Below are 22754 nucleotides of genomic sequence, written 5' to 3' on the forward strand. Positions count from 1 at the left end.
TTCGATCCTCGTGGGCATTCAGGTGCCTGGCGCCGACGACGCCGAATTCCGGCGCTTTCTCGCGACGCTCGGCTATCCGCACTGGGAAGAGACGCAGAATCCGGCTTACCGGCTGTTTCTCGCGTAATCGTCGAAATCGTCGTAATCATCGCAATCGTGCAAGGGGCCGCCAACGTGGGCGTTTCGCTCTCCGACAAACTTGTCGTCGCCGTCTCGTCGCGCGCCCTCTTCGATTTCGAGGAGGAAAACCGCATCTTCGAGGCGGGCGACCTCGCGGCCTACGAGGCGTTACAGCGCGCGCGGCTGAACGTGCCCGCGCAGCCCGGCGTCGCGTTCGCGCCGATCCGCAAGCTGCTTGCGCTCAACGACGGCGCGCATCGCGTCGAAGTGGTGATCCTCTCGCGCAGCGATCCGATCAGCGGTTTGCGCGCGTTCAGTTCGTGCCGCGAGCACGCACTCGAAATCCAGCGCGGCGTGTTCACGCGCGGACGCGCACCCTGGGCGTACCTGAAGCCGCTCAATGCGTCGCTATTTCTTTCCGCGAACCAGGATGACGTGCGCGACGCGCTCGCCGCCGGGTTTCCTGCCGCGCGCGTGTTTCCGCGCGTCGATACGGATTCCGCGGATTCGGCGACAATGGCGCGTGGCGACGCGAACGAAATTCGCATCGCATTCGACGGAGATGCCGTGCTTTTTTCCGACGAAGCCGAGCAGATCTTCCAGCGCGAGGGCCTGGGCGCCTTCGTGAGCCACGAGCGCGACAACCGCGAACTGCCGCTTGCGCAAGGCCCGCTCAAGCCGCTGCTCGAAGCGCTGCACGGCCTGCAAAAGCTTGCGGGCGCGAATAGTGCGAATGGTGATGGTGCAGACACGCAGATGCGCATCCGCACGGCGCTCGTCACCGCGCGTTCGGCGCCCGCGCACGAGCGCGCCATCCGCACGTTGATGGCATGGAACATCGAAATCGACGAAGCGATGTTCCTCGGCGGACTCGACAAAGGCCCGTTCCTGCGCGAGTTCGAGCCCGATTTTTTCTTCGACGACCAGATCCGCCACTGCGAATCGGCCAACTCGGTTACCGCGACCGGGCACGTGGCGAGCGGCGTGGCCAATATGGCAAACCCGGTAGTAAATCCGGTAGCAACCCCGCAGCAACTGTAACCAGCGCATCATGACTCCAGACCAATCTCCGCTCGGCAAGCCCGCCGCCTACACCGAACAGTACGACGCCTCACTGCTGTTCCCGATTTCGCGCGCGCTTGCACGCGAAGCGATCGGCATCGGTGAGCAACTGCCCTTCTTCGGCACCGATATCTGGAACGCCTACGAGCTTTCGTGGCTGAACGCGCGCGGCAAGCCGCAGATCGCAATCGCGACGTTCTTCATCCCCGCCGATTCGCCGAATATCGTCGAATCGAAGTCGTTCAAGCTCTATCTGGGTTCGTTCGCGCAGACGAAGCTCGATTCCGCCGAGGCCGTGCGCGATTTGCTCAAGCGCGATATTTCGGCAGCCTGCGGCGCACCGGCTTCGGTGCGGCTCGACCAGCCAGGCGGCTTTCACAAGATTCAGTTCGAGGAATTCGAAGGCCTCTCGCTCGACCGTCTCGATCTCGAAGCCGAGGTCTATCAGCCGGAGCCGTCGCTGCTCACCGCCGCGTTCAACGAAGCGCCGGTCGAAGAGACGCTGATCTCGAATCTGTTGAAGTCGAACTGCCCCGTGACCGGCCAGCCCGACTGGGGCAGCGTCCAGATCCACTACGTCGGGCCGCAGATCGAGCAGGCCGGGCTCCTGCGCTACATCATTTCGTACCGCAATCACACGGGCTTTCACGAGCAATGCGTCGAGCGCATGTTCGTGGACATCCTGCGCACCTGCAAACCGGACCGGCTCGCGATCTACGCGCGCTACACGCGCCGCGGCGGGCTCGACATCAATCCGTTCCGCACCAACTTCAACATGCCGATGCCGGACAACGCGCGGCTCGCGCGGCAGTAGCGTGAAATAAGCGGAAAAAATAAGCGGGAAATACAGAAAGCGCCCTTCGGGGCGCTTTCTGCATGCAATCAGTGCGGCAGCTCGGCGGCGCCCATGCGCCGCGCAATCACCGCAGCGCGTTGCGCGAGCCAGGGCGCGTTGCGATGCGCGTCGAAGTACCTGGGGCGCGGCAGCATCACGGCAAGCCGCGCCGACTGCCAGGGCGTGAGCTTCGCCGCCGTCGTGCGGAAGTAATAACGCGCCGCCGCCTGAGCGCCATACACGCCGTTGCCCCACTCCACCGAATTCAGATAGATCTCGAAGATGCGCTCCTTGTCGAGCAGCGTTTCGAGCATCCACGTAATGATGAATTCCTGGCCCTTGCGGATATAGCTTTTCTCGCGCGACAGGAACAGGTTGCGCGCGAGTTGCTGCGTGATCGTCGAGCCGCCGCTGACGATGTGTCCGCGCCGCTTGTTCTTTTCCCACGCCTCCAGGATCGCGTCGGTTTCGTAGCCGCTGTTATTGACGAAGTCGGCGTCTTCGGACGCGATGATCGCGCGCTTGAGGTTGCGCGAAATCTCGCCGTACGGCACCCACCGATGCTGGATCGAGAGATCGGGACGGTCGGCGCCAAGGCGCGCCGCATCGGTGCGCATGAACGCCGTCGATCGAGGATCGATGACATTCCAGGCCGCGATCTGCGCGAAGTAGAACGCCTGCAGCGCAATCCACGCGATGACGAACACCGCGGCGGCATACGCCATCCAGCGCACGACGCCCGGTCGCTTCGCGGCTTTGCGCTTCGGCATCGCGTCCCCGTTGCGCGTGCGGTGGCGTTAAGCCTGCGCTGCCAGCTGCGCGCGCAACGCGGCCAGCACCGGCGCGCCGTCGGGACGCACGCCGCGCCAGACGTAGAACGATTCGGCGGCCTGCTCCACGAGCATGCCGAGTCCGTCCGCCGCGCGCGCGCCGAGCGCCTGCGCGTGGCGCATGAACACGGTCGGCTGCGCGCCGTACATCATGTCGTAGGCGAGCGACCCTGCGCCGAACGCACGCTCGTCGCATTCGGGCAGCGCGGCGTCGAGACTGCTCGCCGTCGCGTTGACGATCACGTCGTAGGGCGCCGGATCGAGCGCACGCGGACCGCCGCCGTTGATGAGGCAGCCAGCCTCGGCGGCCGCCGCGCCGAACTGGCCGATCAATTCGTGCGCCTTCGCAGCCGTGCGATTGACGATGGTGATCTCGCGCGGGCCGCGTTCGAGCATCGGCAGCACGACGCCGCGCGCCGCGCCGCCCGCGCCGAGCAGCAGCACGCGCGCGCCCTTGATCGCCACGCCGAGATTCGCTTCGATGTCGCGCACGAGGCCGAAACCGTCGGTGTTGTCGCCGTAGATGCCGTCGGCGTCGAAGCGCAGCGTGTTGACCGCGCCCGCCGCCGCCGCGCGCGGCGAGAGCCGGTGCGCGAGCGCGTGCGCTTCGAGCTTGAACGGGACGGTCACGTTCAGGCCGCGGCCGCCCGCGGCCTTGAATGCGTTGACTTCCGCGACGAAACCGTCGAGCGGCGCGAGCAGGCGTCCGTATTCGATGCGCTCGCCGGTCTGTGCGGCGAACTGCGCGTGGATGGCGGGCGACTTGCTGTGCGCGACCGGATTGCCGATCACGGCATAGCGATCAACCTGTGTGCCGCCCCCTGCGTCCGCCTGTACGCCGCCTGTGCTCATTCGCGGGTCTCCGCTGCGTGTTGTGCCTGCTGCGCCTGTTGCCCGTTCGGCTCGACCGGAGCTTCGGCTTCAGCGGCTTCGTTTGCGGCTTCGTCGGCACCTTCAGACACATCCGACTCGGCCAGCGCTTCGGCTTCGCTTTGCGCCGATGCATCGGCGGCTTCGATCAGCTCTTCGTCCTCGCCCTCTTCCTCTTGCGCTTCGGCGCCGCTCGTGACGACCGGCGCGTCGAGCACGCGCAGCATGCGCACCGACGCCTCGATGGTCAGCTCGTCGATCGACATCACTTCGAGCAGCACGCGCGTGCCGCGCGCATGCACGCCGAGCGCGGGCACGTGCATGATCAGCGGCACTTCCTCGAAGCGCACGAGGTCGTCCTTCACCACGGTCGCGGCGAATTCGCGGCGGTCTTCCTGCTGGAGCCAGCGCAGGCACCAGAAATACTCCATGCGGCGCTGATAATCGGCATAGGCCGTATACGTCTCGTCGAAGCCCTGCACGACCGCGAAAAGATCGGCGTCCTTAGGCTTGAACGGCGCAGCGAGCTTCGCGGTGACGCCGTGCTCGACGCACGCGAGCAACTGCCACTGGTTCACGAGGTCGACGTAGCGGCGCAGCGGCGACGTGCTCCACGTGTACTGCGCGACGCCGAGCCCTTCGTGCGGCGCCGCGCTCGTCTGCATGCGCGTGCGCTTCGGGCCGCTCGGCGCGCCGAACGCGCGCTGCGAGCGATAGATGCCCGGCACGCCGTGATCGTGCAGGAACGCACCCCACGTCGAATTCGCGAGGATAGCGAGTTCCGCGACGATCAGATCGAGCGGCGAGCCGCGGCGGCGCGGCGTGATCGTGACGTGCTCGCCGTCCACGTAGAAGTTGAAGTCGGTATTGCGCTGCACTTCGCGGCGCAGGCCGTAGCCAGCGCGCGCCTGCTGGCGCTTTTCGAAGAGCGCCTGGGCGAACGGCCACAGCACGGCGATGTCGTCCTTGTGCGGATACTCGCCGCTGCCGGCCGCGAGCGTCTCTTCGGTGACGAGTTCGTCGAGCGTGTTGTGGCGCAGGTTGTTCTTCACGAACACGCGCTCGGCGCGCGTCTCGGTCGCGACAATGTCCTGCGTCTCGCGATTCACGATGCAGTAGAGCGACAGCGCCGGACGCACGCCGCCTTCCTTGAGCGTGAACGCATCGACGAAATCGTCGGGCAGCATCGTGATCTTGTCGCCGGGCATGTAGACGGTCGACAGGCGCGTGCGCGCGATCGTGTCCGCCATGTCGCCGCGCTGGATGCCGAGCGCAGGCGCCGCGATGTGAATGCCGATGCGCACGCGGCCATCGGCGAGATGCTCGATCGAGAACGCGTCGTCGATTTCGGTCGTCGTCACGTCGTCGATGGAAAACGCCTCGACGTGCGCTTCGGGCAGATCGTCGGGCAGCGCGCCCACGGCGACGGCCGGGAAGCCCGTGCCGTGCGGGAAGAATTCCGCGAGGAAGCGCGCCTCGTGCAGCGCGCGCGGCGACGCGATGCCGCCGCATTCGAGCATCAGGCGCGGCATCGAAATCCCGCGCGCAGCCGCCGCCGCTTCGAGCGCCTTGTATTCGATGGTGTTCTTGTCCGGCTTCGTGAGCAGGCCGAGCGCCTTGTCCTTGAGCGCCTCGGGCAGCTTGCCCGCCTTCAGTTCCTCTTCGTAGCCCGCCTGCACGAGCGCCTGCTGACGCTTGCGCTCAAGCGACGCGAGCGCCATCTTCAGCTGCTCTTCGGGCGCGCGCAGGTACTGGCCGCGGCCCTTGCGGCGGAAATAAACCGGCGAGCCGTGCAGACACAGCACGAGCGCGGCGCGCTCGACCGCGCTCTGGTTTTCGCCGAAGTATTCGGCGGCGAGCGCCGTAAAGGCGAACTCGTCTGCGGGCGCGCATTCCCACAGGAAGTCGAGGTCGATCTCCTGCGCGGCGGCGTCCGCCTGCTCCATCAACTCGCCGGCGGCGGGCTTTTCGAATTCGATCAGCACGTCCTTCGCACGCACCTTCGCGCGGCGTCCGCCCGGCAACTCGACCTGAAATGCATCACCCTGGCGCGACAGCACGCTGCCGGCCTTGAAACTGCCCGATTCCTCAAAGAAAACGTTCACTCAATACTCTCGTTCAGACTTGCATGGACCGCCCACGCCGTACGTCGTACGCCGGGGCGGTGCCGTATTGCCGTATACATATAGGCGTTCGCGCGCGGCGCGAAGCCTTCACAGGGAGATGCGTCAGGGCGCGTCGCACCAGGCGATCACGTCGTCGACATAGTCGGCGAAGTCGCTGATGCCGTGGTCGCTGCCCTCGATCAGCTTCGTGGACACGCCCGGATAGTGGGCGAGCATTTCACGATAGTCGAGCACTTCGTCGCCGGTTGCGGCGATCAGATAGTAGCGCGCGGGCTGCGTCACCGACGCGATGGCCAGCGCGCGCAATTCGTCCAGATGGCGCGGCTCGACGACGATACTGCCGCCGCCGTGCCAGAGCGGCTGCTCGCCGAGATACTTCGACAGATCGCGGTCGGGCACCACCGCCGGGTTCAGGAGCGCGGCACGCCAGCCGTGCTGCTCGGCGAGCCAGGTCGAGAAATAGCCGCCGAGCGAGCTGCCGATCAGCGTCACGCGCTCGCCCGGCTTCAGGCGCGCACTGATTTCACGCCCGGCGAGCGCGACGGCCTCGGCGGGCGACACCGGCAGCATCGGGCAGAACCATTCGTCGGCGCGGCCCAGTGCAGCGAGGCGCGCCGCGAGAAGCTTCGCCTTGAACGAATTCGGCGACGAACGAAAGCCATGCAGATAGACGATCACGCGGCGCTCCGTGCCGAAAGCGCATCGAGCAGCTTCTGATGCACGCCGCCGAAGCCGCCGTTGCTCATGACGAGCACCTGGTCGCCCGGGCGCGCGGCGGCAACCACGGCCTTCACGAGCGCGTCGAGGTCGTGGAATGCCCGCGCCTTGCCGCCGAGCGGCGCGAGCGCACCGGCGAGATCCCAGCCGAGCGCGTCCTTGCCCGCTGGCGCGCCGTAGCCGAACACGAGGTCGGCGTCGGCGAGGCTCGCGGGCAGTTGCGCCTTCATCACGCCGAGCTTCATCGTGTTCGAGCGCGGTTCGAGCACGGCGAGAATGCGCGTGTTGTCGCGTCCCACGCGGGTTCGCAACCCGGCGAGGGTCGTCTCGATCGCAGTCGGATGGTGCGCGAAGTCGTCGTAGATCGTCACGCCATCGACGCTGCCGCGCACTTCCATGCGGCGCTTCACGTTGCGGAACGTCGCGAGCGACTGGGCCGCTTGCGCGGGCGGCACGCCGACGCTGCGCGCAGCCGCAATCGCCGCGAGCGCGTTCAGGCGGTTGTGGTCGCCCTGGATCTGCCAGCCGACCACGCCCGCGCGCTCGCTGTGGTGATAGACGGCGAAGCGTTCGTCGACGGGAACGCCGTCTTCGGCGGGCAGCGCCTGCCAGCCGCCATCGACGCCGAAACGCTCCACCTCGCTCCACACGCCGCGCGTGAGCACGCGCTCAAGCGCATCCGAGCGGCCGTTCGTGACGATGCGGCCGATGCCGGGAATCGTGCGGACGAGATGATGGAACTGCGTCTCGATGGCGGCGAGATCGGGAAAAATGTCGGCGTGATCGTATTCGAGATTGTTCAGCACCGCCGTGCGCGGGCGGTAATGGACGAACTTCGAGCGCTTGTCGAAAAACGCGGTGTCGTATTCGTCGGCTTCGATCACGAAGAAGCTCGAATCGGTGAGCCGCGCCGAGACGCCGAAGTTCAGCGGCACCCCGCCGATCAGAAAGCCGGGGTTCAGGCCCGCGTCTTCGAGCAGCCACGCGAGCATCGACGTCGTCGTGGTCTTGCCGTGCGTGCCCGCGACCGCGAGCACCCACTTGTCGCGCAGCACGTGGTCGCCGAGCCACTGCGGCCCCGACGTGTACGGCAGCCCGCGGTCGAGGATCTCCTCCATGAGCGGATTGCCGCGCGACACGACGTTGCCGATCACGTAGAGATCGGGGTTCAGATCGATCTGGCTGGCGTCGTAGCCCTCGATGAGGCGAATGCCCTGCGCCTCGAGCTGGGTGCTCATCGGCGGATAAACCCCCGCGTCGCAGCCGGTCACGGTGTGGCCGGCGCTGCGCGCGAGCACCGCGAGACCGCCCATGAACGTGCCGCAGATGCCGAGGATATGGATGTGCATAAGCCTGTCGCGCCGCGCGGGCGTCGGGAAACGGGTTATCTGGATGGGGAACGCGAAGACGGCGGCGCGGCTCGCCCGGCACCGCCACAACGAAGGACGCTATTGTACCCGAGCGCGCGAGGCGTACTGCGCCGCTTTCCCTGACAGCGCAAGGTCCACGCAGCATTCTCTAGTATGATGGCTGGATGGTTCGCAGATCACATTTCGATCCGCAACGCGTGCGCGAGGAAATCGCCATCGCGGCAGCACGGATGATCGCCGAGGACGGGCTCGACTACGCAAGCGCCAAACGCAAGGCGGCGCGGCAGGTCGCCGGGGATACACGCATCGAAAGCGCCTGGCTGCCCGACAACGACCAGATCGAAGACGAGATCCGCGAATATCAGGCGCTCTTCCAGGGCGAAAGCCAGCCGTTGGTGCTGCGGCGCCTGCGCGAAATCGCGCTCGACTGGATGCGCCGGCTCGGCGAGTTCAACCCGTTCGTCACGGGCGCCGTGCTCAACGGCACGGCGGGCGCGCATTCCGACATCCATCTGCAGATCTTCTGCGACAACCCGAAAGACGTCGCCATCTGGCTCCTGAACGCAAATGTGCCATACGACGTGTCCGAGACGCGCCATTTTGCCGCCCGCGGCTACGTGGAGACGCTGAGCTTTATGTACCGGGCATCGCGCGATGAGGAACCTGTGGGCATCCATGTTGCTCTCTATGACACCGACGATCTGCGCGGCGCCGTACGTGCCGACCCGCGCGGCCGTCTGCCGCGCGCGAACGCCCAGGCGCTCCAGGCGCTGATCGACGAGAGCGGCGCGACAACCCCGGCCCAATGACCTCGTCGGCCTCATCGATAACTTCATTGTCGACATTTAACAGCACGATCTACGGATTTCAGGCACACCGATGAACTCAAAGCGGATTCTGGTCACACTCGCAGTCGTTGCAGTGGCTGTCGGCGGCGGCATTCTGGCCGGGTACTGGACACGCGGCGGCGGTTCGGATGGAAGCGCGAACGCAGGCGCGGCCACGGCCGATGCGGCGGCGACGGCGAACCCGCAGGAGGCGCTCGGCAAGCTGTGGAGTGCAGCGGTCACCACGCCCGACGGCCAGCCCCAGTCGCTCGCAGCCTACAAGGGCCGGCCGATCGTCGTGAACTTCTGGGCTTCGTGGTGCGGACCGTGCGTCGCGGAGATGCCGGAGCTGTCCGCCATGCAGCGCGAATACGCGAAGAAGGGCATTCAGTTCGTCGGCCTCGGCGTCGACTCCAGCACCAACGTCAAAGCTTTCCTTCAAAAAGTGAAGGTCGACTACCCCGTCTACGTGGCCGGATTCGGCGGCGCCGATGTCGCACGCGCGTTCGGCAACTCAGTCGGCGGCTTGCCTTACACGGTCGTAATCGACGCGAACGGCACCGTACGCGCGACAAAATTAGGCCAAATCAAACCAGACGAACTTCGTCACACGCTCGATGCACTTTGACGCGTCAGAACAATTGACCGGGCATTAGGCACCGTACGGCACTTTTTGCCGCGTCTTTTATGCCTTTTGGCGGGAGATCAGAGCCGCTGTCGGACGCCGGCCAATCCCGGGGCCATATCAGCCGCTCGGAAAACTAGACAAATTTCTCTAATCAGCGCTAAAGTTCGCGCAATTCCACAGAAAACGAAGCGACCATGACGAGACTGCTGGTTCTGCACGGCCCCAACCTCAACCTTCTCGGCACCCGGGAACCTGAGGTGTACGGGCGCGTGACGCTCCCGCAGATCGATCAGGCACTCGCCAAACAAGCCGCGGATGCGGGCGTCGAGCTCGCGACTTTCCAGAGCAATCACGAAGGGGCGCTCGTCGACCGGATTCAGGCCGCGCGCGCCGAACAAACCGATTTCATTCTGATCAACCCGGCTGCGGACACGCACACGAGCGTAGCGATCCGGGACGCGCTGGCTGGCGTCGGCATACCGTTCGTCGAGATTCACCTGTCGAACGTGCATCGCCGCGAAGCCTTCCGGCATCACTCGTATTTCTCCGACCTGGCCGAAGGCGTTATCTGCGGCCTCGGCTGGAAGGGTTACCTGTACGCGCTCGAATTCGCGCTTGACCGGCTTGCCGCCGCCAAGGGCGCCTGATTCGCGGGTCGGATAACCGACGCACTCTGACAGACAACACTAATCCCGTGCCGGCGCGCGCGTCCGGCACACACGTATTCAAAGGGGCTGCACCATGGATCTACGTAAGCTGAAGACTCTGATCGACCTCGTCTCCGAATCGGGCATTTCGGAACTCGAAGTCACCGAGGGCGAAGGCAAGGTGCGTATCGTCAAAAATGCGCCGCCGGTGTACGTCCAGCCGGCAGCCCAGTACGCGGCGCCTGTCGCCGGGCAGTTCGCAGCGCCGCTCGCCGCGCCGGGCCAGGCCGCGGAAGGCGCAGCCGCTCCCGCCGCCGCGCCGGCTGCGCCGCAGGGCCACGTCGTGACCTCGCCGATGGTCGGCACCTTCTACCGCGCGCCGTCGCCGGGCGCCGATCCGTTCGTCCAGGTCGGCGACACGGTCAAGGAAGGTCAGACGCTGTGCATCATCGAAGCGATGAAGCTGCTCAACGAAATCGAATCGGACATGGCTGGCGTGATCAAGGAAGTCCTCGTCGAGAACGGCCAGGCTGTCGAATACGGCCAGCCGCTCTTCGTGGTCGCTTAACGCCATGCGCTGCGCGCGCGGCAGCGCCGCCCGTGCCTCGTGCATGCGTTGCCTGTGCCGCCCCCGTGCCACCCGCGCCACCTGAGCCACGTATTGGGCGCTCGCTTCGCGAGGCACGCGCGGCCGATCCTCTGAGGCGGCCCGCCAGAACCCCTTGCGGCGCCCATTGAAGAGTCGAATACCCAACATGTTTGAAAAAATCCTCATTGCCAATCGTGGCGAAATCGCGCTCCGCATCCAGCGCGCGTGCCGCGAACTCGGCGTCAAGACGGTCGTCGTCTACTCGGAAGCCGACAAGGAAGCCAAGTACGTCAAGCTCGCCGACGAGGCTGTCTGCATCGGCCCGGCGCCGTCGAACCTCAGCTACCTCAACATGCCGGCGCTCATCAGCGCGGCGGAAGTCACCGACGCCGAAGCGATCCACCCCGGCTACGGCTTCCTCTCCGAGAACGCGGACTTCGCCGAGCGCGTCGAGCAATCGGGCTTCACGTTCATCGGCCCGCGCCCGGAAACGATCCGCATGATGGGCGACAAGGTCACCGCGAAGCAGACGATGATCAAGACCGGCGTGCCGTGCGTGCCGGGCTCGGAAGGCGCGTTGCCCGACGATCCGAAGGAGATCGTCAAGATTGCGCGCGCGGTCGGCTATCCGGTCATCATCAAGGCCGCGGGCGGCGGCGGCGGACGCGGCATGCGCGTCGTGCACACGGAAGCGGCGCTCGTGAACGCGGTCAACATGACGCGCGAGGAAGCGGGCCGTGCGTTCGGCAATCCGCAGGTCTACATGGAGAAGTACCTCGAGAATCCGCGCCACATCGAAATCCAGGTGCTCTCGGATTCGTTTCGCAACGCCGTGTGGCTCGGCGAGCGCGACTGCTCGATGCAGCGCCGCCACCAGAAGGTGATCGAGGAAGCACCGGCGCCCGGCATCGCGCGCCGCCTGCTCGACCGCATCGGCGACCGCTGCGCCGACGCCTGCAAGAAAATGGGCTACCTCGGCGCGGGCACGTTCGAATTCCTGTACGAGAACGGCGAGTTCTACTTCATCGAGATGAATACGCGCGTGCAGGTCGAGCACCCGGTCACCGAGCTGATCACCGACATCGACATCGTGCAGGAACAGATCCGCATCGCCGCAGGCGAGAAGCTCTCGTTCCGCCAGCGCGACATCCAGTTGAAGGGCCACGCAATCGAGTGCCGCATCAACGCCGAAGATCCGTTCAAGTTCACGCCGTCGCCGGGACGTCTCACGTCGTGGCACATGCCGGGCGGCCCCGGCGTGCGCGTCGACTCGCATGCCTACAACGGCTATTTCGTGCCGCCGAACTATGATTCGATGATCGGCAAGCTGATCACCTACGGCGCGACGCGCGAGCAGGCGATCCAGCGCATGCGCATCGCGCTGTCGGAAATGGTGGTCGAAGGCATCCAGACCAACATCCCGCTGCACCGCGAACTGATGCTCGACGCGAAGTTCGTCGAGGGCGGCACGAGCATCCATTACCTCGAAAACCGTCTGGCCGCGCGCCAGCAGGTTCAGAAGGAAGAAGCGTAATTCATGAGCTATCGGGAACTGATCGTCGAGCTGGATCGCAAGCGCGCCGAAGCACTCTCCGACGCGCTGATCGAACTCGGCGCGCTGTCGGTATCGGTGGAAGACGCCGACGCCGACACGCCCGACGAACAGCCGCTCTTCGGCGAGCCGGGCCTCACGCCCGAGCGCACGGCGTGGCAGCACTCGCGCGTGATCGCGCTGATCGGCGACGATCAGGATCCTGCGCTGCTGCTCGCGGCCGCCGCGAACGAAATCGGCCTCGCTGAAACGCCGAAGTTCGCGCTGCGCGAAGTCGAAGAGCAGGACTGGGTGCGGCTCACGCAATCGCAGTTCGCGCCGATCCAGATCGGCGAGCGCATCTGGGTCGTGCCGTCATGGCACGATGCGCCCGATCCCGACGCGCTCGTGCTCGAACTCGATCCGGGTCTTGCATTCGGCACCGGCAGCCATCCCACCACGCGTCTGTGCATGGAGTGGCTCGAACAGAACGTGAAGCCGGGCGCATCGCTGCTCGATTACGGCTGCGGCTCGGGCATCCTCGCGATTCTTGCGAAGAAGTGCGGCGCCAATCCCGTGATCGGCATCGACATCGATCCGCAGGCCGTCGAATCGGCACGCCAGAACAGCGCGCGCAATCACGCCGATGTCACCTACGGCCTGCCCGACGACTGCCCGCCGGGCGAATTCGACATCGTCGTCGCGAACATTCTTTCGAACCCGCTGAAGCTCATGGCGTCGATGCTCTCGTCGCGCGTGAAGCCGGGTGGACGCCTCGCGCTGTCCGGCATCCTCGCGCGCCAGGCGGAGGAAGTCGCGCGCGTCTACGAGCCGTGGATCGATATCTCGGTCTGGCGCGAACACGAGGGCTGGGTGTGCCTCGCAGGCACGCGGCGCGGCTAACCGCGGAATGCCAGTAGAATGGCGGGTATCGCCAACTGTACGGCCTACCCGGATCCCCAGCCCACATGCTTCTGGCAACGCGCTGCCCATTCTGCGAAACCGTCTTCCGAATCCAGCCCGCGCAGCTTGCCGTGCGGCGCGGACTTGTGCGCTGCGGCCACTGTCAGGAAACGTTTGACGCGTCGGGCAGCCTGTTCGACGTGCCCGTGGGCGGCGATTTCGCCAGTGCCGTACCCGTTGCCGCCGACGTCGTTGCGGGCCTGACCGCAGCGCAGCCCGCGCCCGCCGCTGTGCATCCGCCCGAAGGCTCGCCTGCGGCGAGCCAGCCAACCGGCACACCCGGCGCACCCGACTTCGCCACCCCCGGATGGGATCCGTGGGCGCAGCGCGCCGACAGCCATATCGACGACCGCTTCCTCTACAACGCCGAGCATCTGCCGTCGTCCGGACTGACGCCGAGCGTCACGCCGACAATCGTGCATGCGCCCGCCGAGCCGCACTTCCCGCCCGAACCGCCAGCAGACACAGGTGCTGCACAAGCAGCTGCAGCCGCAGGAGCGGCTGCAGCGGCACATTCGGCCGCCGCGCACTGGCAGCAGGTCACACCGGATCTCACCGAACCGACCCTTTCGGCGAACGAAGCATCGTCCGCCCACACCGGCGCGCCCGATCCTGTCCCGCCCGGCGCTGCCGCCTCAGCAGCAGCCGCTTCCGCATCTGCAAAGCCCGGCTTCAGCGCGCTTTCACCGGATGAAGGCGCCGCACCGTTCGCCGTCACCCGCGAGGCGCCCGCACGCGAATCGCGCCGCACGGGCTGGCGCATCGTCGGCGCGCTGCTCGCGCTGGTCCTGCTCGCGCTGCTCGCCGCTCAGGCTGCCTGGTGGATGCGCGAAACCGTGATGGTCTATTGGCCCGCCTCGCAGCGGTTCTATGTGCAGGCGTGCGAGCAACTCGGCTGCCGCGTGCTGCCGCCGCGCGACATCGACGGCCTGCAGGTCGAGCCGTCCGATCTGCGCCAGGTCGACGATCCGCACCATCTCGAACTGAAGGTGCCGCTGCGCAATCACTTCGACGTGGCGCTCGCGTTTCCGGCCATCGAACTCACGCTGCTCGACCGTCAGAACAACGTGGTCGTGCGCCGCGTGCTGTGGCCACAGGATTACGTCGCGCCCGGCACGCGTATCGAGGCGGGCCTGCCCGCTCGCACCACGCAGACGATCATCGTGCGGCTCGATACCGGCAATGTCGTCGCATCGAACTTCCGCATCGAGATCTTCTATCCCTGATGCACGTTCCCTCTGCGCAGTCGCTCTCGCGCGGCTCGCGCGCTCCCTGCGCCCGGCGCTGCCGGGTGCCTCTTTCGTTGCTACATGAACTTCCGGAGAGCACATCATGAGTCAAGTCACGCTGGGTGGTAACCCGATCGACGTCGCAGGTCCGTTCCCGACCGCCGGGCAGAAAGCACCGGCATTCTCGCTCGTCGGCAAGGACCTGAAGCCCGTCTCGCTCGCCGACTTCGCGGGCAAGCGCAAGGTGCTCAACATCGTCCCGAGCCTCGACACGCCGGTCTGCGCCACGTCGACGCGCAAGTTCAACGAAGCCGCGGGCAAGCTCGACAATACGGTCGTCGTCGTGATCTCGGGCGATCTGCCGTTCGCGGCTGCGCGCTTTTGCACGACCGAAGGCATCGACAACGTCGTCACGGCCTCGACCTTCCGCGGCCATGATTTCGCCCAGGCGTACGGCGTCGATGTGACGAGCGGCCCGCTCACCGGCCTGACCGCGCGCGCGGTGGTCGTCATCGACGCGAACGACAAGGTCGTCTACGCCGAACGCGTGGCCGAAATCAAGAACGAACCGAACTACGATGCTGCGCTCGCCGCACTGAAGTAATCTGGCAGCCGCGCGCCGCGCACTGCACACGCAGGGCGGCGGCGCGCGGCTTTCTCAACTCTCTCCACACGCCCTACAGGAATTCCAGCCTTGGCTACGCTGATTTGCGGCTCGCTCGCCTACGACAACATCATGACCTTCGAAGGTCGCTTCCGGGAACACATCCTGCCCGAACAGGTGCACATCCTGAACGTGAGCTTCCTCGTGCCGACGATGCGCCGCGAATTCGGCGGCTGCGCGGGCAACATCGCCTACTCGCTGCATCTGCTCGGCGGCGATGCGCGCATCATGGCGACGCTCGGCGGCGCCGACGCGCAACCCTACCTCGACCGCCTCGACACGCTCGGCCTGTCGAAAGCGCACGTGCGCGTGCTGCCCGACACGTGGTCGGCGCAGGCCATGATCACGACCGACCTCGAGAACAACCAGATCACCGCATTCCATCCGGGCGCGATGATGCAGTCGCACCTGAACCGCGCCGATGAAGCGCCCGGCATCAAGCTCGGCATCGTCGCGCCGGACGGCTTCGACGGCATGGTCCAGCACGTCGAGCAGATGGCCGCCGCCGGCGTGCCGTTCATCTTCGATCCGGGCCAGGGTCTGCCGCTCTTCGACGGTCCGTCGCTGCGGCACGCGATTGAACTCGCGACCTACGTCGCGGTCAACGACTACGAAGCCAACCTGGTCAGTCACCGCACCGGCTGGTCGCTCGAAGAAATCGCCGGCAAGGTCGATGCGCTGATCGTCACGCGCGGCGAGCACGGTTCGCAGATCTACCACGACGGCGGCGTCGAGGAAATTCCTCCGGTCCAGGCTGCCCGCGTGCTGGATCCGACCGGTTGCGGCGACGCGTTCCGCGGCGGCCTGCTCTACGGCATCGAGAACGGTCTCGGCTGGGCAACCGCCGGACGGCTCGCCAGCCTGATGGGCGCGCTCAAGATCGAACATCTTGGTCCGCAGACCTACGCGCCCACGCGCGCGCAGATCAATGAACGGTTCAAGCAGGCGTTCGGTTACGAACTGCCGAATTGAACCCGGTCCCCGCGCGGGGGCCTTTGAACACCTTCGAGAATGCCGTTGAGACCTACGGGGTATCAGAATAATGAATCTAATGAATCGTCCAATTGTTGCAGTCCTGATCGCAGGTTCGCTCGCGGTTACGGGCTGTGCGTATAACAGCAGTTCCGCCAACGTCTACACGGCGTCGCAAGCGCAGCGCGAGGCCACGGTTCGCATGGCGACGGTCGAAAGCGTGCGTGTCGTGAAGATCAGCTCGAACGACGGCCAGCCGAGCGGCCTGGGCGCCATCGGCGGCGGTGCGCTCGGCGCCGTGGCCGGCAGTGCGATCGGCGGCGGGCGCGGCTCGATCGTCACGGGCATCATTGGCGGCATTGCGGGCGCGGTGGCCGGCAACGCAGCGGAAAACGGTCTCGCGATGCACGACGGCCTGGAGATCACCGTGCGCCTCGACACGGGCGACCTGCGTGCGATCACGCAGACCGCCACGGGCGAAGTCTTCAACGCCGGAGACCGTGTACGGCTGCTCTCGAGCGGCGGCGTCACCCGCGTCACGCACTAAGCAACGACACCGGTTTCCCCTGTACCGCGAAAGGCGCCTCTCGCCACACGCGGAACCTCAGGCGCATGTGCTCCCCTGTGCATGCGCCTTTTTTCATGCCTGCGCACGGGCGTTCGGGCCGATGTTCGCCCCGATGTTCGCCCCGATAATGGGCGAAAAAAATCCCGTCGCGGGCGTGCCCTGCGACGGGATCTGCATCGGGCCTCGAATCGCCCCGAAGCGCGAAGCGCGCGATGCGCGCCTCGCCTGGTACTGCGTATTACGGACGGCTGCCGGTCGGGAACGGCCATGCTGCGGCCGGGTTCAGGGCGGTCTTCACGGTTGCTGCGGGAGCGGGCGATTGCGCAGCAGCAGGGGCAGCGGGTGCGGGCGCAGCGGCGGCCTTCCTGGCGGCAGCCTTCTTCGCCGGTGCCTTCTTTGCAGCGACCTTCTTTGCCGGCGCGACCTTCTTTGCCGGTGCGACCTTCTTCGCAGGCGCAGCCGTCTTCGCAGCAGCCTTCTTCGCAGGCGCAGCCTTCTTCGCTGCAGCCTTCTTCGCAGGCGCAGCCTTCTTCGCTGCAGCCTTCTTCGCGGGCGCAGCCTTCTTCGCAGCGGCCTTCTTCGCCGGTGCAGCCTTCTTCACCGCAACCTTCTTTACGGCGACTTTCTTCGCTGCAACTTTCTTCGCTGCGGCCTTCTTCGCCGGTGCAGCCTTCTTCGCTGCGATCTTCTTCACGGCGACTTTCTTCGCTGCAACCTTCTTGGCCGCGACTTTCTTCGCCACGACCTTCTTGGCTGCAACCTTCTTCACAGCGGCCTTCTTCGCCGGCGCTGCCTTCTTCGCAGCAACCTTCTTCACGGCGACTTTCTTCGCTGCGACCTTCTTGACCGCTACTTTCTTCGCTGCGACTTTCTTTGCCGGTGCGGCTTTCTTCGCTGCGACTTTCTTCACTGCAGCCTTCTTGGCCGCCGGTTTCTTCTTGGCAGTAACCATTTTCTTCTCCTTCAGGTTCAGATGAGAGTCAGTTCAAACATCGCCCTTCGTCAAAACCCGCTTCCCGCGAACGCTTCTCAAGGCGCACGCTGCGAAGCGGGCTATTCATCGGCGTACGCTGATCCCGCGCGCTTACGCTAATGAATGCGGTAAGGCGCGCGATGCCCTTTGGCACCGCGCGCCATGTCAATCCGGCATCGGATACCGACGCCGGCCAACGTTCGTTGAAGACGCCGGCCACACGGCCCGCGCCTTTTTCCGGGGGGAAGTTTGCCCATCCCTCTGAAGGGTTCGCAAAGTGCCAGTCATATCGGTGAGCCGCCAGGGCTCCGGGCACGCTTTGCATCAGGCGTTCCTGCTCCTAATCATCTAGCCGGTAGAGGCGCTTGCGCAAGCGCCGCCGGCATCCCCACAAAGACTTGATCCGCTGTGCGTCCCGCTCACTCCCAGGACAGTGCACCGCCTGTCTGATATTCGATCACACGTGTTTCGAAGAAGTTACGCTCCTTCTTCAGGTCGATCATCTCGCTCATCCACGGGAACGGGTTTTCCTCGTTCGGGAACAGCGGATCGATACCGATCTGCTGGCAACGACGGTTGCTGATGAAGCGCAGGTAGCCCTTGAACATCGCCGCGTTCAGACCGAGCACGCCACGCGGCATCGTGTCTTCCGCGTAGCGGTATTCGAGGTCGACCGCCTGCTTGAACAGATCAGCGATCTCTGCACGGAACGCGGGGGTCCACAGGTGCGGGTTCTCGAGCTTGATCTGGTTGATGAGGTCGATGCCGAAGTTGCAGTGCATCGACTCGTCACGCAGGATGTACTGATATTGCTCCGCCGCGCCAGTCATCTTGTTCTGGCGGCCAAGCGCGAGGATCTGGGTAAAGCCGACATAGAAGAACAGGCCTTCCATGATGCAGGCGAACACGATCAGCGACTTGAGCAGCTTCTGGTCGGCTTCGAGCGTGCCGGTCCTGAACGACGGATCCGTGAGCGTATGAATGAACGGGATCAGGAACTCGTCCTTGTCGCGGATCGACTTGACCTCGTGGTACGCGTTGAAGATCTCGCCCTCGTCCAGACCGAGCGATTCGACGATGTACTGGTAAGCGTGCGTGTGGATCGCCTCTTCGAACGCCTGGCGCAGCAGGAACTGGCGGCATTCGGGCGCCGTGATGTGGCGGTAGGTGCCCAGTACGATATTGTTCGCGGCGAGGGAGTCGGCCGTCACGAAGAAGCCGAGGTTGCGCTTGACGATGCGTCGCTCGTCGTCGGACAGACCGTTCGGGTCCTTCCAGAGCGCGATGTCGCGGGACATGTTGATTTCCTGCGGCATCCAGTGGTTCGCGCAGCCCGCCAGATATTTTTCCCAGGCCCACTTGTACTTGAACGGGACCAACTGGTTCACGTCGGTCTGACCGTTGATGATGCGCTTGTCGGCGACATTCACGCGCGCTTCGGAGGACACCGGCGCCGGAGGCGGCGGGGGAACTGCGAAGTCGCTGGAGAAAATATTTTCCGCCGTGGTTGCCTGAGGAGTGGAACGCAGACCGAACTGCACATCGGCAGCCGGGACAGCCTGGCCCGCGGCGTTACGCATCGTGTTTTGCTGCGCACCGCTCGACGGATTTACGGCCGTGATCTCGTCATCCCAGTTGAGCATAAATGTCACCATCAATTTAGATCGGTTTGTACCATCTTTTCGTGAGCGGTAAAAGGGCTCGCACACGAAAAGTTCTGATTTCGATTCACGGTGCGACCTGCATACAACACTTTGTCATCGCATCGTGTCGATCGCTTCGCGCAAGCGCTGCGATAACTGCGTGAGTGAATGCCTTCGCGTGTGTCGAATGAGTCTTGAAAGAGCGTGTGTTCGCAGCGCGCGACGCACGACGTGCAAGAGCACTGCATGCCTCGGTCACTGCTTCACCGGCGGACTTCGCATGCTCGTCGCTGCATGTCGCTGCATGTCGTGAAGCAACCCATGAAGCAACCCGCGTGCATCGGCGAAAACTCCAGGGATTCCTGATGCCCTCTCGCCGATCTTTGCGCGAGTCGCGGCGTGCGTGCCGGGAAATGTGCGGTCGCGGTTGATGCGAGCGCCGCGAACCTGGCTGTTGGCGGCGCGCATCGCACGCGCCGCCTTTTCCTCGCCTTTTCTTGTTAACTGCTGCCTGCTGTTTACTAGTACGGCTGCTGTGCCGCTTCAAACGCGGTGCACTGCAGCGTGCATCACTGGCAGGCTTCGCACTCTTCGAAGCCCGGATCGCCCGGACGCATCATGCACACGGGACCGTCGGCCTCGGGCGCTGCCGATTGCAGGAGCGTCGAGTCGGCACCACCACCTGACCCGCCAAAACCCGCGCCGCCGAATGCGCCGCCGGAGCCCGCCGCGCCGCTGCCGCCAGTGCCGCCGCCGTTGCCGCCATCGCCGCTGTTGCCGCCCGTCGGCACCGCGTTCAGCGCGCCGTGCGCCACCGTCGACTTCTCGACGTGCGTCGCCGCCATCGTGCGCAGGTAGTACGTCGTCTTCAGACCGCGCACCCATGCGAGCTTGTAGACCTCGTCGAGCTTCTTGCCCGACGCGCCCGCCATGTAGATGTTCAGCGACTGCGCCTGGTCGATCCACTTCTGGCGGCGCGACGCCGCTTCGACGAGCCACGTCGGATCGACTTCGAACGCCGTCGCGTAGATCGCGCGCAGATCGGCCGGAACGCGGTCGATGCGCGAGAGCGTGCCGTCGAAGTACTTCAGGTCGGCGACCATCACCTCGTCCCACAGGCCGCGCGCCTTCAGGTCGCGCACCAGGTAATCGTTGACCACCGTGAACTCGCCCGAGAGGTTCGACTTCACGTAGAGGTTCTGGAACGTCGGCTCGATACAGGCCGCGACGCCGATGATGTTCGAGATCGTCGCCGTCGGCGCGATTGCCACGCAGTTCGAGTTGCGCATGCCGTGCGTTGCGATGCGCGCGCGCAGCGACGCCCAGTCCATCGTCTCGCTCGTGTCGACTTCGACGTAACCGCCGCGCGCGTCGGCCAGCAGCTTCAGCGTGTCCTGCGGAAGGATGCCGCGATCCCACAGCGAGCCGCGATACGTCGAGTAGCGGCCGCGCTCTTCGGCCAGCTCGCTCGACGCCCAGTAGGCGTAGTAGCAGACCGCTTCCATCGACTGATCGGCGAACTCGACCGCCGCCTGCGATGCATACGGCGTACGCAGCAGATGCAGACAGTCCTGGAAGCCCATGATGCCCATGCCGACCGGACGGTGCTTCAGGTTCGAGTTGCGCGCCTTCGGCACCGCGTAGTAGTTGATGTCGATAACGTTATCGAGCATGCGCATCGCGACGCTGATCGTGCGCTTGAGCTTGTCCTGGTCGAGCGCGTAGCTGCCGTCGGCCTGCTCGACCATGTGCGCGACGAGGTTCACGGAGCCGAGGTTGCAGACCGCGATCTCGTTGTCGTTGGTGTTGAGCGTGATTTCCGTGCACAGGTTCGACGAGTGGACGACGCCGACATGCTGCTGCGGGGAGCGCACGTTGCACGGGTCCTTGAACGTGATCCACGGATGGCCGGTTTCGAACAGCATGCCGAGCATCTTGCGCCACAGCTGGGCCGCCGGCATTTTCTTGTACAGCTTGATCTCGCCGCGCGCGGCCTTCTCTTCGTAAGCGACGTAAGCCCGCTCGAAGTCCTCGCCGAACTTGTCGTGCAGGTCCGGGCAGGACGACGGCGAGAAGAGCGTCCAGTCGCCGCCTTCCATCACGCGCTTCATGAACAGATCGGGAATCCAGTTCGCCGTGTTCATGTCGTGCGTGCGGCGGCGGTCGTCGCCGGTGTTCTTGCGCAGCTCGAGGAACTCTTCGATGTCGAGGTGCCACGACTCCAGGTACGCGCAGACTGCGCCCTTGCGCTTGCCGCCCTGGTTCACGGCGACCGCCGTGTCGTTGACCACCTTCAGGAACGGCACCACGCCCTGCGACTTGCCGTTGGTGCCCTTGATGTGCGAGCCGAGCGCGCGCACGCGCGACCAGTCATTGCCGAGGCCGCCAGCAAACTTCGAAAGCAGCGCGTTGTCCTTGAGCGCCTCGTAGATGCCGTCGAGATCGTCGGAGACGGTCGTCAGGTAGCACGACGAGAGCTGCGAGCGGTGCGTGCCCGAGTTGAACAGCGTCGGCGTCGACGACATGAAGTCGAACGACGAAAGGATGTTGTAGAACTCGATCGCGCGCGCTTCGCGGTCGATCTCGTTGAGCGACAGGCCCATCGCGACGCGCATGAAGAATGCCTGGGGCATCTCGATGCGGGTGCCTTCGACGTGCAGGAAGTAGCGGTCGTAGAGCGTCTGCAGGCCGAGGTAGCCGAACTGCAGATCGCGGTTCGCGTCGAGCGCCGATGCGAGGCGCTTCAAGTCGAACTGGAGCAGCTTGTCGTCGAGCAGGCCCGCTTCCGCGCCGCGCTTCACGAACTGCGGAAAGTATTCGGCGTAGCGCTCGGCCATCTGCGCCTGCGTCACTTCCTCTTCGAGAATTTCGCGACGGATCGTGTGCAGCAGAATGCGCGCCGTGACCTGGCTGTACGCCGGGTCCTTTTCGATCATCGTGCGTGCAGCGAGGATGGCCGAGTCGTAGACCTGTGCCATCGGCACGCCGTCGTAGAGGTTCTTCACCGTTTCCGCGACGATCGGATCCGGGTTCACTGCGTCGCCGAGGTGCTCGCATGCCGAGACGATCAGCGCGCGCAGCGCGCCCATGTCGAGCGGACGCGTCACGCCGTTGTCGGTGACGTTCAGGCCAGGCGCCGCCGCTGCCTGCGTTTCGAGCGCGTGGCCGCGTTCCTGGTTGCGCTTCTCGCGATACAGCACGTAGGCGCGCGCGACGTTGTGCTCGCCGCCGCGCATCAGCGCGAGTTCGACCTGATCCTGGATGTCTTCGATATGGAACGTGCCGCCATTCGGACGGCTGCGCACGAGCGCGCGCACGACGTTCTGCGTGAGTTGCTCGACGAGTTCGCGCACGCGTGCCGAGGCCGCGCCCTGTCCGCCGTTGACGGCCAGAAATGCCTTGGTCATCGCGATCGCGATCTTCGACGGCTCGAACGGCACCACGCTGCCGTTGCGACGGATCACCTTGTGGTCCTCGAACTGCGACGTGCCCGCCTGGCCGGTTTGCGGCTGGCCACCCGGCGTATGCGCAACAGGCGCGCCTTCTACCCGGCTCGAGACGTTATCGGTCGTTTGCATGTGCAAAGCTCC

Annotated in this window: 21 protein-coding genes; 12 read left to right on the plus strand and 9 right to left on the minus strand. The window is 65.2% G+C overall.

Annotation, left to right across the window (positions count from 1 at the left end):
- Positions 1 to 174: 174 nt before the first annotated feature.
- Positions 175 to 1161 carry a 5'-nucleotidase gene (locus EPN59_RS04375; protein WP_293034753.1) on the plus strand — a complete coding sequence of 329 codons (987 nt, stop codon included), beginning with the start codon at positions 175 to 177 and terminating at the stop codon, positions 1159 to 1161.
- Between the two features lie 10 nt (positions 1162 to 1171).
- Positions 1172 to 1996 (plus strand): NADPH-dependent 7-cyano-7-deazaguanine reductase QueF, encoded by an 825-nt coding sequence (gene queF / locus EPN59_RS04380; protein ID WP_293034731.1) that lies wholly within the window; start codon positions 1172 to 1174, stop codon positions 1994 to 1996.
- A gap of 68 nt (positions 1997 to 2064) precedes the next feature.
- Here queF and mtgA read toward each other — a convergent pair whose 3' ends face one another.
- The 5 genes from mtgA to mpl form a co-directional block, all read right to left on the minus strand.
- The gene (gene mtgA / locus EPN59_RS04385; protein ID WP_293034733.1) at positions 2065 to 2787 is read right to left on the minus strand and encodes a monofunctional biosynthetic peptidoglycan transglycosylase; all 723 of its coding nucleotides are present in this window, start codon (positions 2785 to 2787) and stop codon (positions 2065 to 2067) included.
- Positions 2788 to 2814: 27 nt separating this feature from the next.
- Complete coding sequence (aroE, locus tag EPN59_RS04390) at positions 2815 to 3699, minus strand: shikimate dehydrogenase (protein ID WP_293034735.1); 885 nt, start codon at positions 3697 to 3699, stop codon at positions 2815 to 2817.
- The gene (locus EPN59_RS04395) at positions 3696 to 5822 is read right to left on the minus strand and encodes an RNB domain-containing ribonuclease (RefSeq protein ID WP_293034737.1); all 2127 of its coding nucleotides are present in this window, start codon (positions 5820 to 5822) and stop codon (positions 3696 to 3698) included. Before EPN59_RS04395 ends, aroE begins: the two co-directional genes overlap by 4 nt.
- Positions 5823 to 5945: 123 nt before the next feature.
- Positions 5946 to 6521: a YqiA/YcfP family alpha/beta fold hydrolase gene (locus EPN59_RS04400; protein WP_293034738.1), complete on the minus strand. Its 576-nt coding sequence runs from the start codon at positions 6519 to 6521 to the stop codon at positions 5946 to 5948.
- A complete protein-coding gene (mpl, locus tag EPN59_RS04405; RefSeq protein WP_293034739.1) occupies positions 6518 to 7909 on the minus strand; it encodes a UDP-N-acetylmuramate:L-alanyl-gamma-D-glutamyl-meso-diaminopimelate ligase in 1392 nt (463 codons plus the stop codon). The genes EPN59_RS04400 and mpl overlap by 4 nt, the downstream gene beginning before the upstream one ends.
- Before the next feature lie 185 nt (positions 7910 to 8094).
- Here mpl and EPN59_RS04410 point away from each other — a divergent pair, with 185 nt between their 5' ends.
- From EPN59_RS04410 to EPN59_RS04455, 10 genes are all read left to right on the plus strand, one after another.
- The gene (locus EPN59_RS04410) at positions 8095 to 8739 is read left to right on the plus strand and encodes a UDP-N-acetylmuramate--alanine ligase (protein ID WP_293034740.1); all 645 of its coding nucleotides are present in this window, start codon (positions 8095 to 8097) and stop codon (positions 8737 to 8739) included.
- Between the two features lie 70 nt (positions 8740 to 8809).
- A complete protein-coding gene (locus tag EPN59_RS04415) occupies positions 8810 to 9385 on the plus strand; it encodes a TlpA disulfide reductase family protein (RefSeq protein ID WP_293034741.1) in 576 nt (191 codons plus the stop codon).
- A gap of 194 nt (positions 9386 to 9579) precedes the next feature.
- Entirely contained in the window at positions 9580 to 10032 is a 453-nt protein-coding gene (aroQ, locus tag EPN59_RS04420) for a type II 3-dehydroquinate dehydratase (protein WP_293034742.1), read from the plus strand.
- Positions 10033 to 10126: 94 nt separating this feature from the next.
- Positions 10127 to 10600 carry an acetyl-CoA carboxylase biotin carboxyl carrier protein gene (accB, locus tag EPN59_RS04425; protein ID WP_293034743.1) on the plus strand — a complete coding sequence of 158 codons (474 nt, stop codon included), beginning with the start codon at positions 10127 to 10129 and terminating at the stop codon, positions 10598 to 10600.
- Positions 10601 to 10787: 187 nt separating this feature from the next.
- The gene (gene accC / locus EPN59_RS04430; protein ID WP_293034744.1) at positions 10788 to 12155 is read left to right on the plus strand and encodes an acetyl-CoA carboxylase biotin carboxylase subunit; all 1368 of its coding nucleotides are present in this window, start codon (positions 10788 to 10790) and stop codon (positions 12153 to 12155) included.
- Between the two features lie 3 nt (positions 12156 to 12158).
- Positions 12159 to 13055, plus strand: a complete 897-nt coding sequence (gene prmA, locus EPN59_RS04435) for a 50S ribosomal protein L11 methyltransferase (RefSeq protein WP_293034745.1) — start codon at positions 12159 to 12161, stop codon at positions 13053 to 13055.
- 65 nt (positions 13056 to 13120) lie between these two features.
- Positions 13121 to 14341, plus strand: coding sequence for a DUF3426 domain-containing protein (locus EPN59_RS04440; RefSeq protein ID WP_293034746.1), 1221 nt, complete (start codon positions 13121 to 13123; stop codon positions 14339 to 14341).
- A gap of 106 nt (positions 14342 to 14447) precedes the next feature.
- Positions 14448 to 14948, plus strand: a complete 501-nt coding sequence (tpx, locus tag EPN59_RS04445) for a thiol peroxidase (RefSeq protein WP_293034747.1) — start codon at positions 14448 to 14450, stop codon at positions 14946 to 14948.
- Positions 14949 to 15038: 90 nt separating this feature from the next.
- Positions 15039 to 15980, plus strand: coding sequence for a carbohydrate kinase family protein (locus EPN59_RS04450; RefSeq protein WP_293034748.1), 942 nt, complete (start codon positions 15039 to 15041; stop codon positions 15978 to 15980).
- Positions 15981 to 16050: 70 nt separating this feature from the next.
- Positions 16051 to 16527, plus strand: a complete 477-nt coding sequence (locus tag EPN59_RS04455; protein WP_293034749.1) for a glycine zipper 2TM domain-containing protein — start codon at positions 16051 to 16053, stop codon at positions 16525 to 16527.
- A 259-nt stretch (positions 16528 to 16786) separates the two neighbouring features.
- Here EPN59_RS04455 and EPN59_RS04460 read toward each other — a convergent pair whose 3' ends face one another.
- From EPN59_RS04460 to EPN59_RS04475, 4 genes are all read right to left on the minus strand, one after another.
- Entirely contained in the window at positions 16787 to 17500 is a 714-nt protein-coding gene (locus EPN59_RS04460; protein WP_293034750.1) for a histone H1-like DNA-binding protein, read from the minus strand.
- A gap of 28 nt (positions 17501 to 17528) precedes the next feature.
- Complete coding sequence (locus EPN59_RS04465) at positions 17529 to 17846, minus strand: hypothetical protein (protein WP_293034751.1); 318 nt, start codon at positions 17844 to 17846, stop codon at positions 17529 to 17531.
- 94 nt (positions 17847 to 17940) lie between these two features.
- Positions 17941 to 19164, minus strand: a complete 1224-nt coding sequence (locus EPN59_RS04470) for a ribonucleotide-diphosphate reductase subunit beta (RefSeq protein WP_293045606.1) — start codon at positions 19162 to 19164, stop codon at positions 17941 to 17943.
- A 569-nt stretch (positions 19165 to 19733) separates the two neighbouring features.
- On the minus strand, positions 19734 to 22742 hold the full coding sequence (locus tag EPN59_RS04475) for a ribonucleoside-diphosphate reductase subunit alpha (protein ID WP_293042713.1): 3009 nt from the start codon (positions 22740 to 22742) through the stop codon (positions 19734 to 19736).
- Positions 22743 to 22754: the final 12 nt, after the last annotated feature.

Origin of the sequence: Paraburkholderia sp. (assembly GCF_004298475.1) — a bacterium.
GTDB lineage: Bacteria > Pseudomonadota > Gammaproteobacteria > Burkholderiales > Burkholderiaceae > Paraburkholderia > Paraburkholderia denitrificans.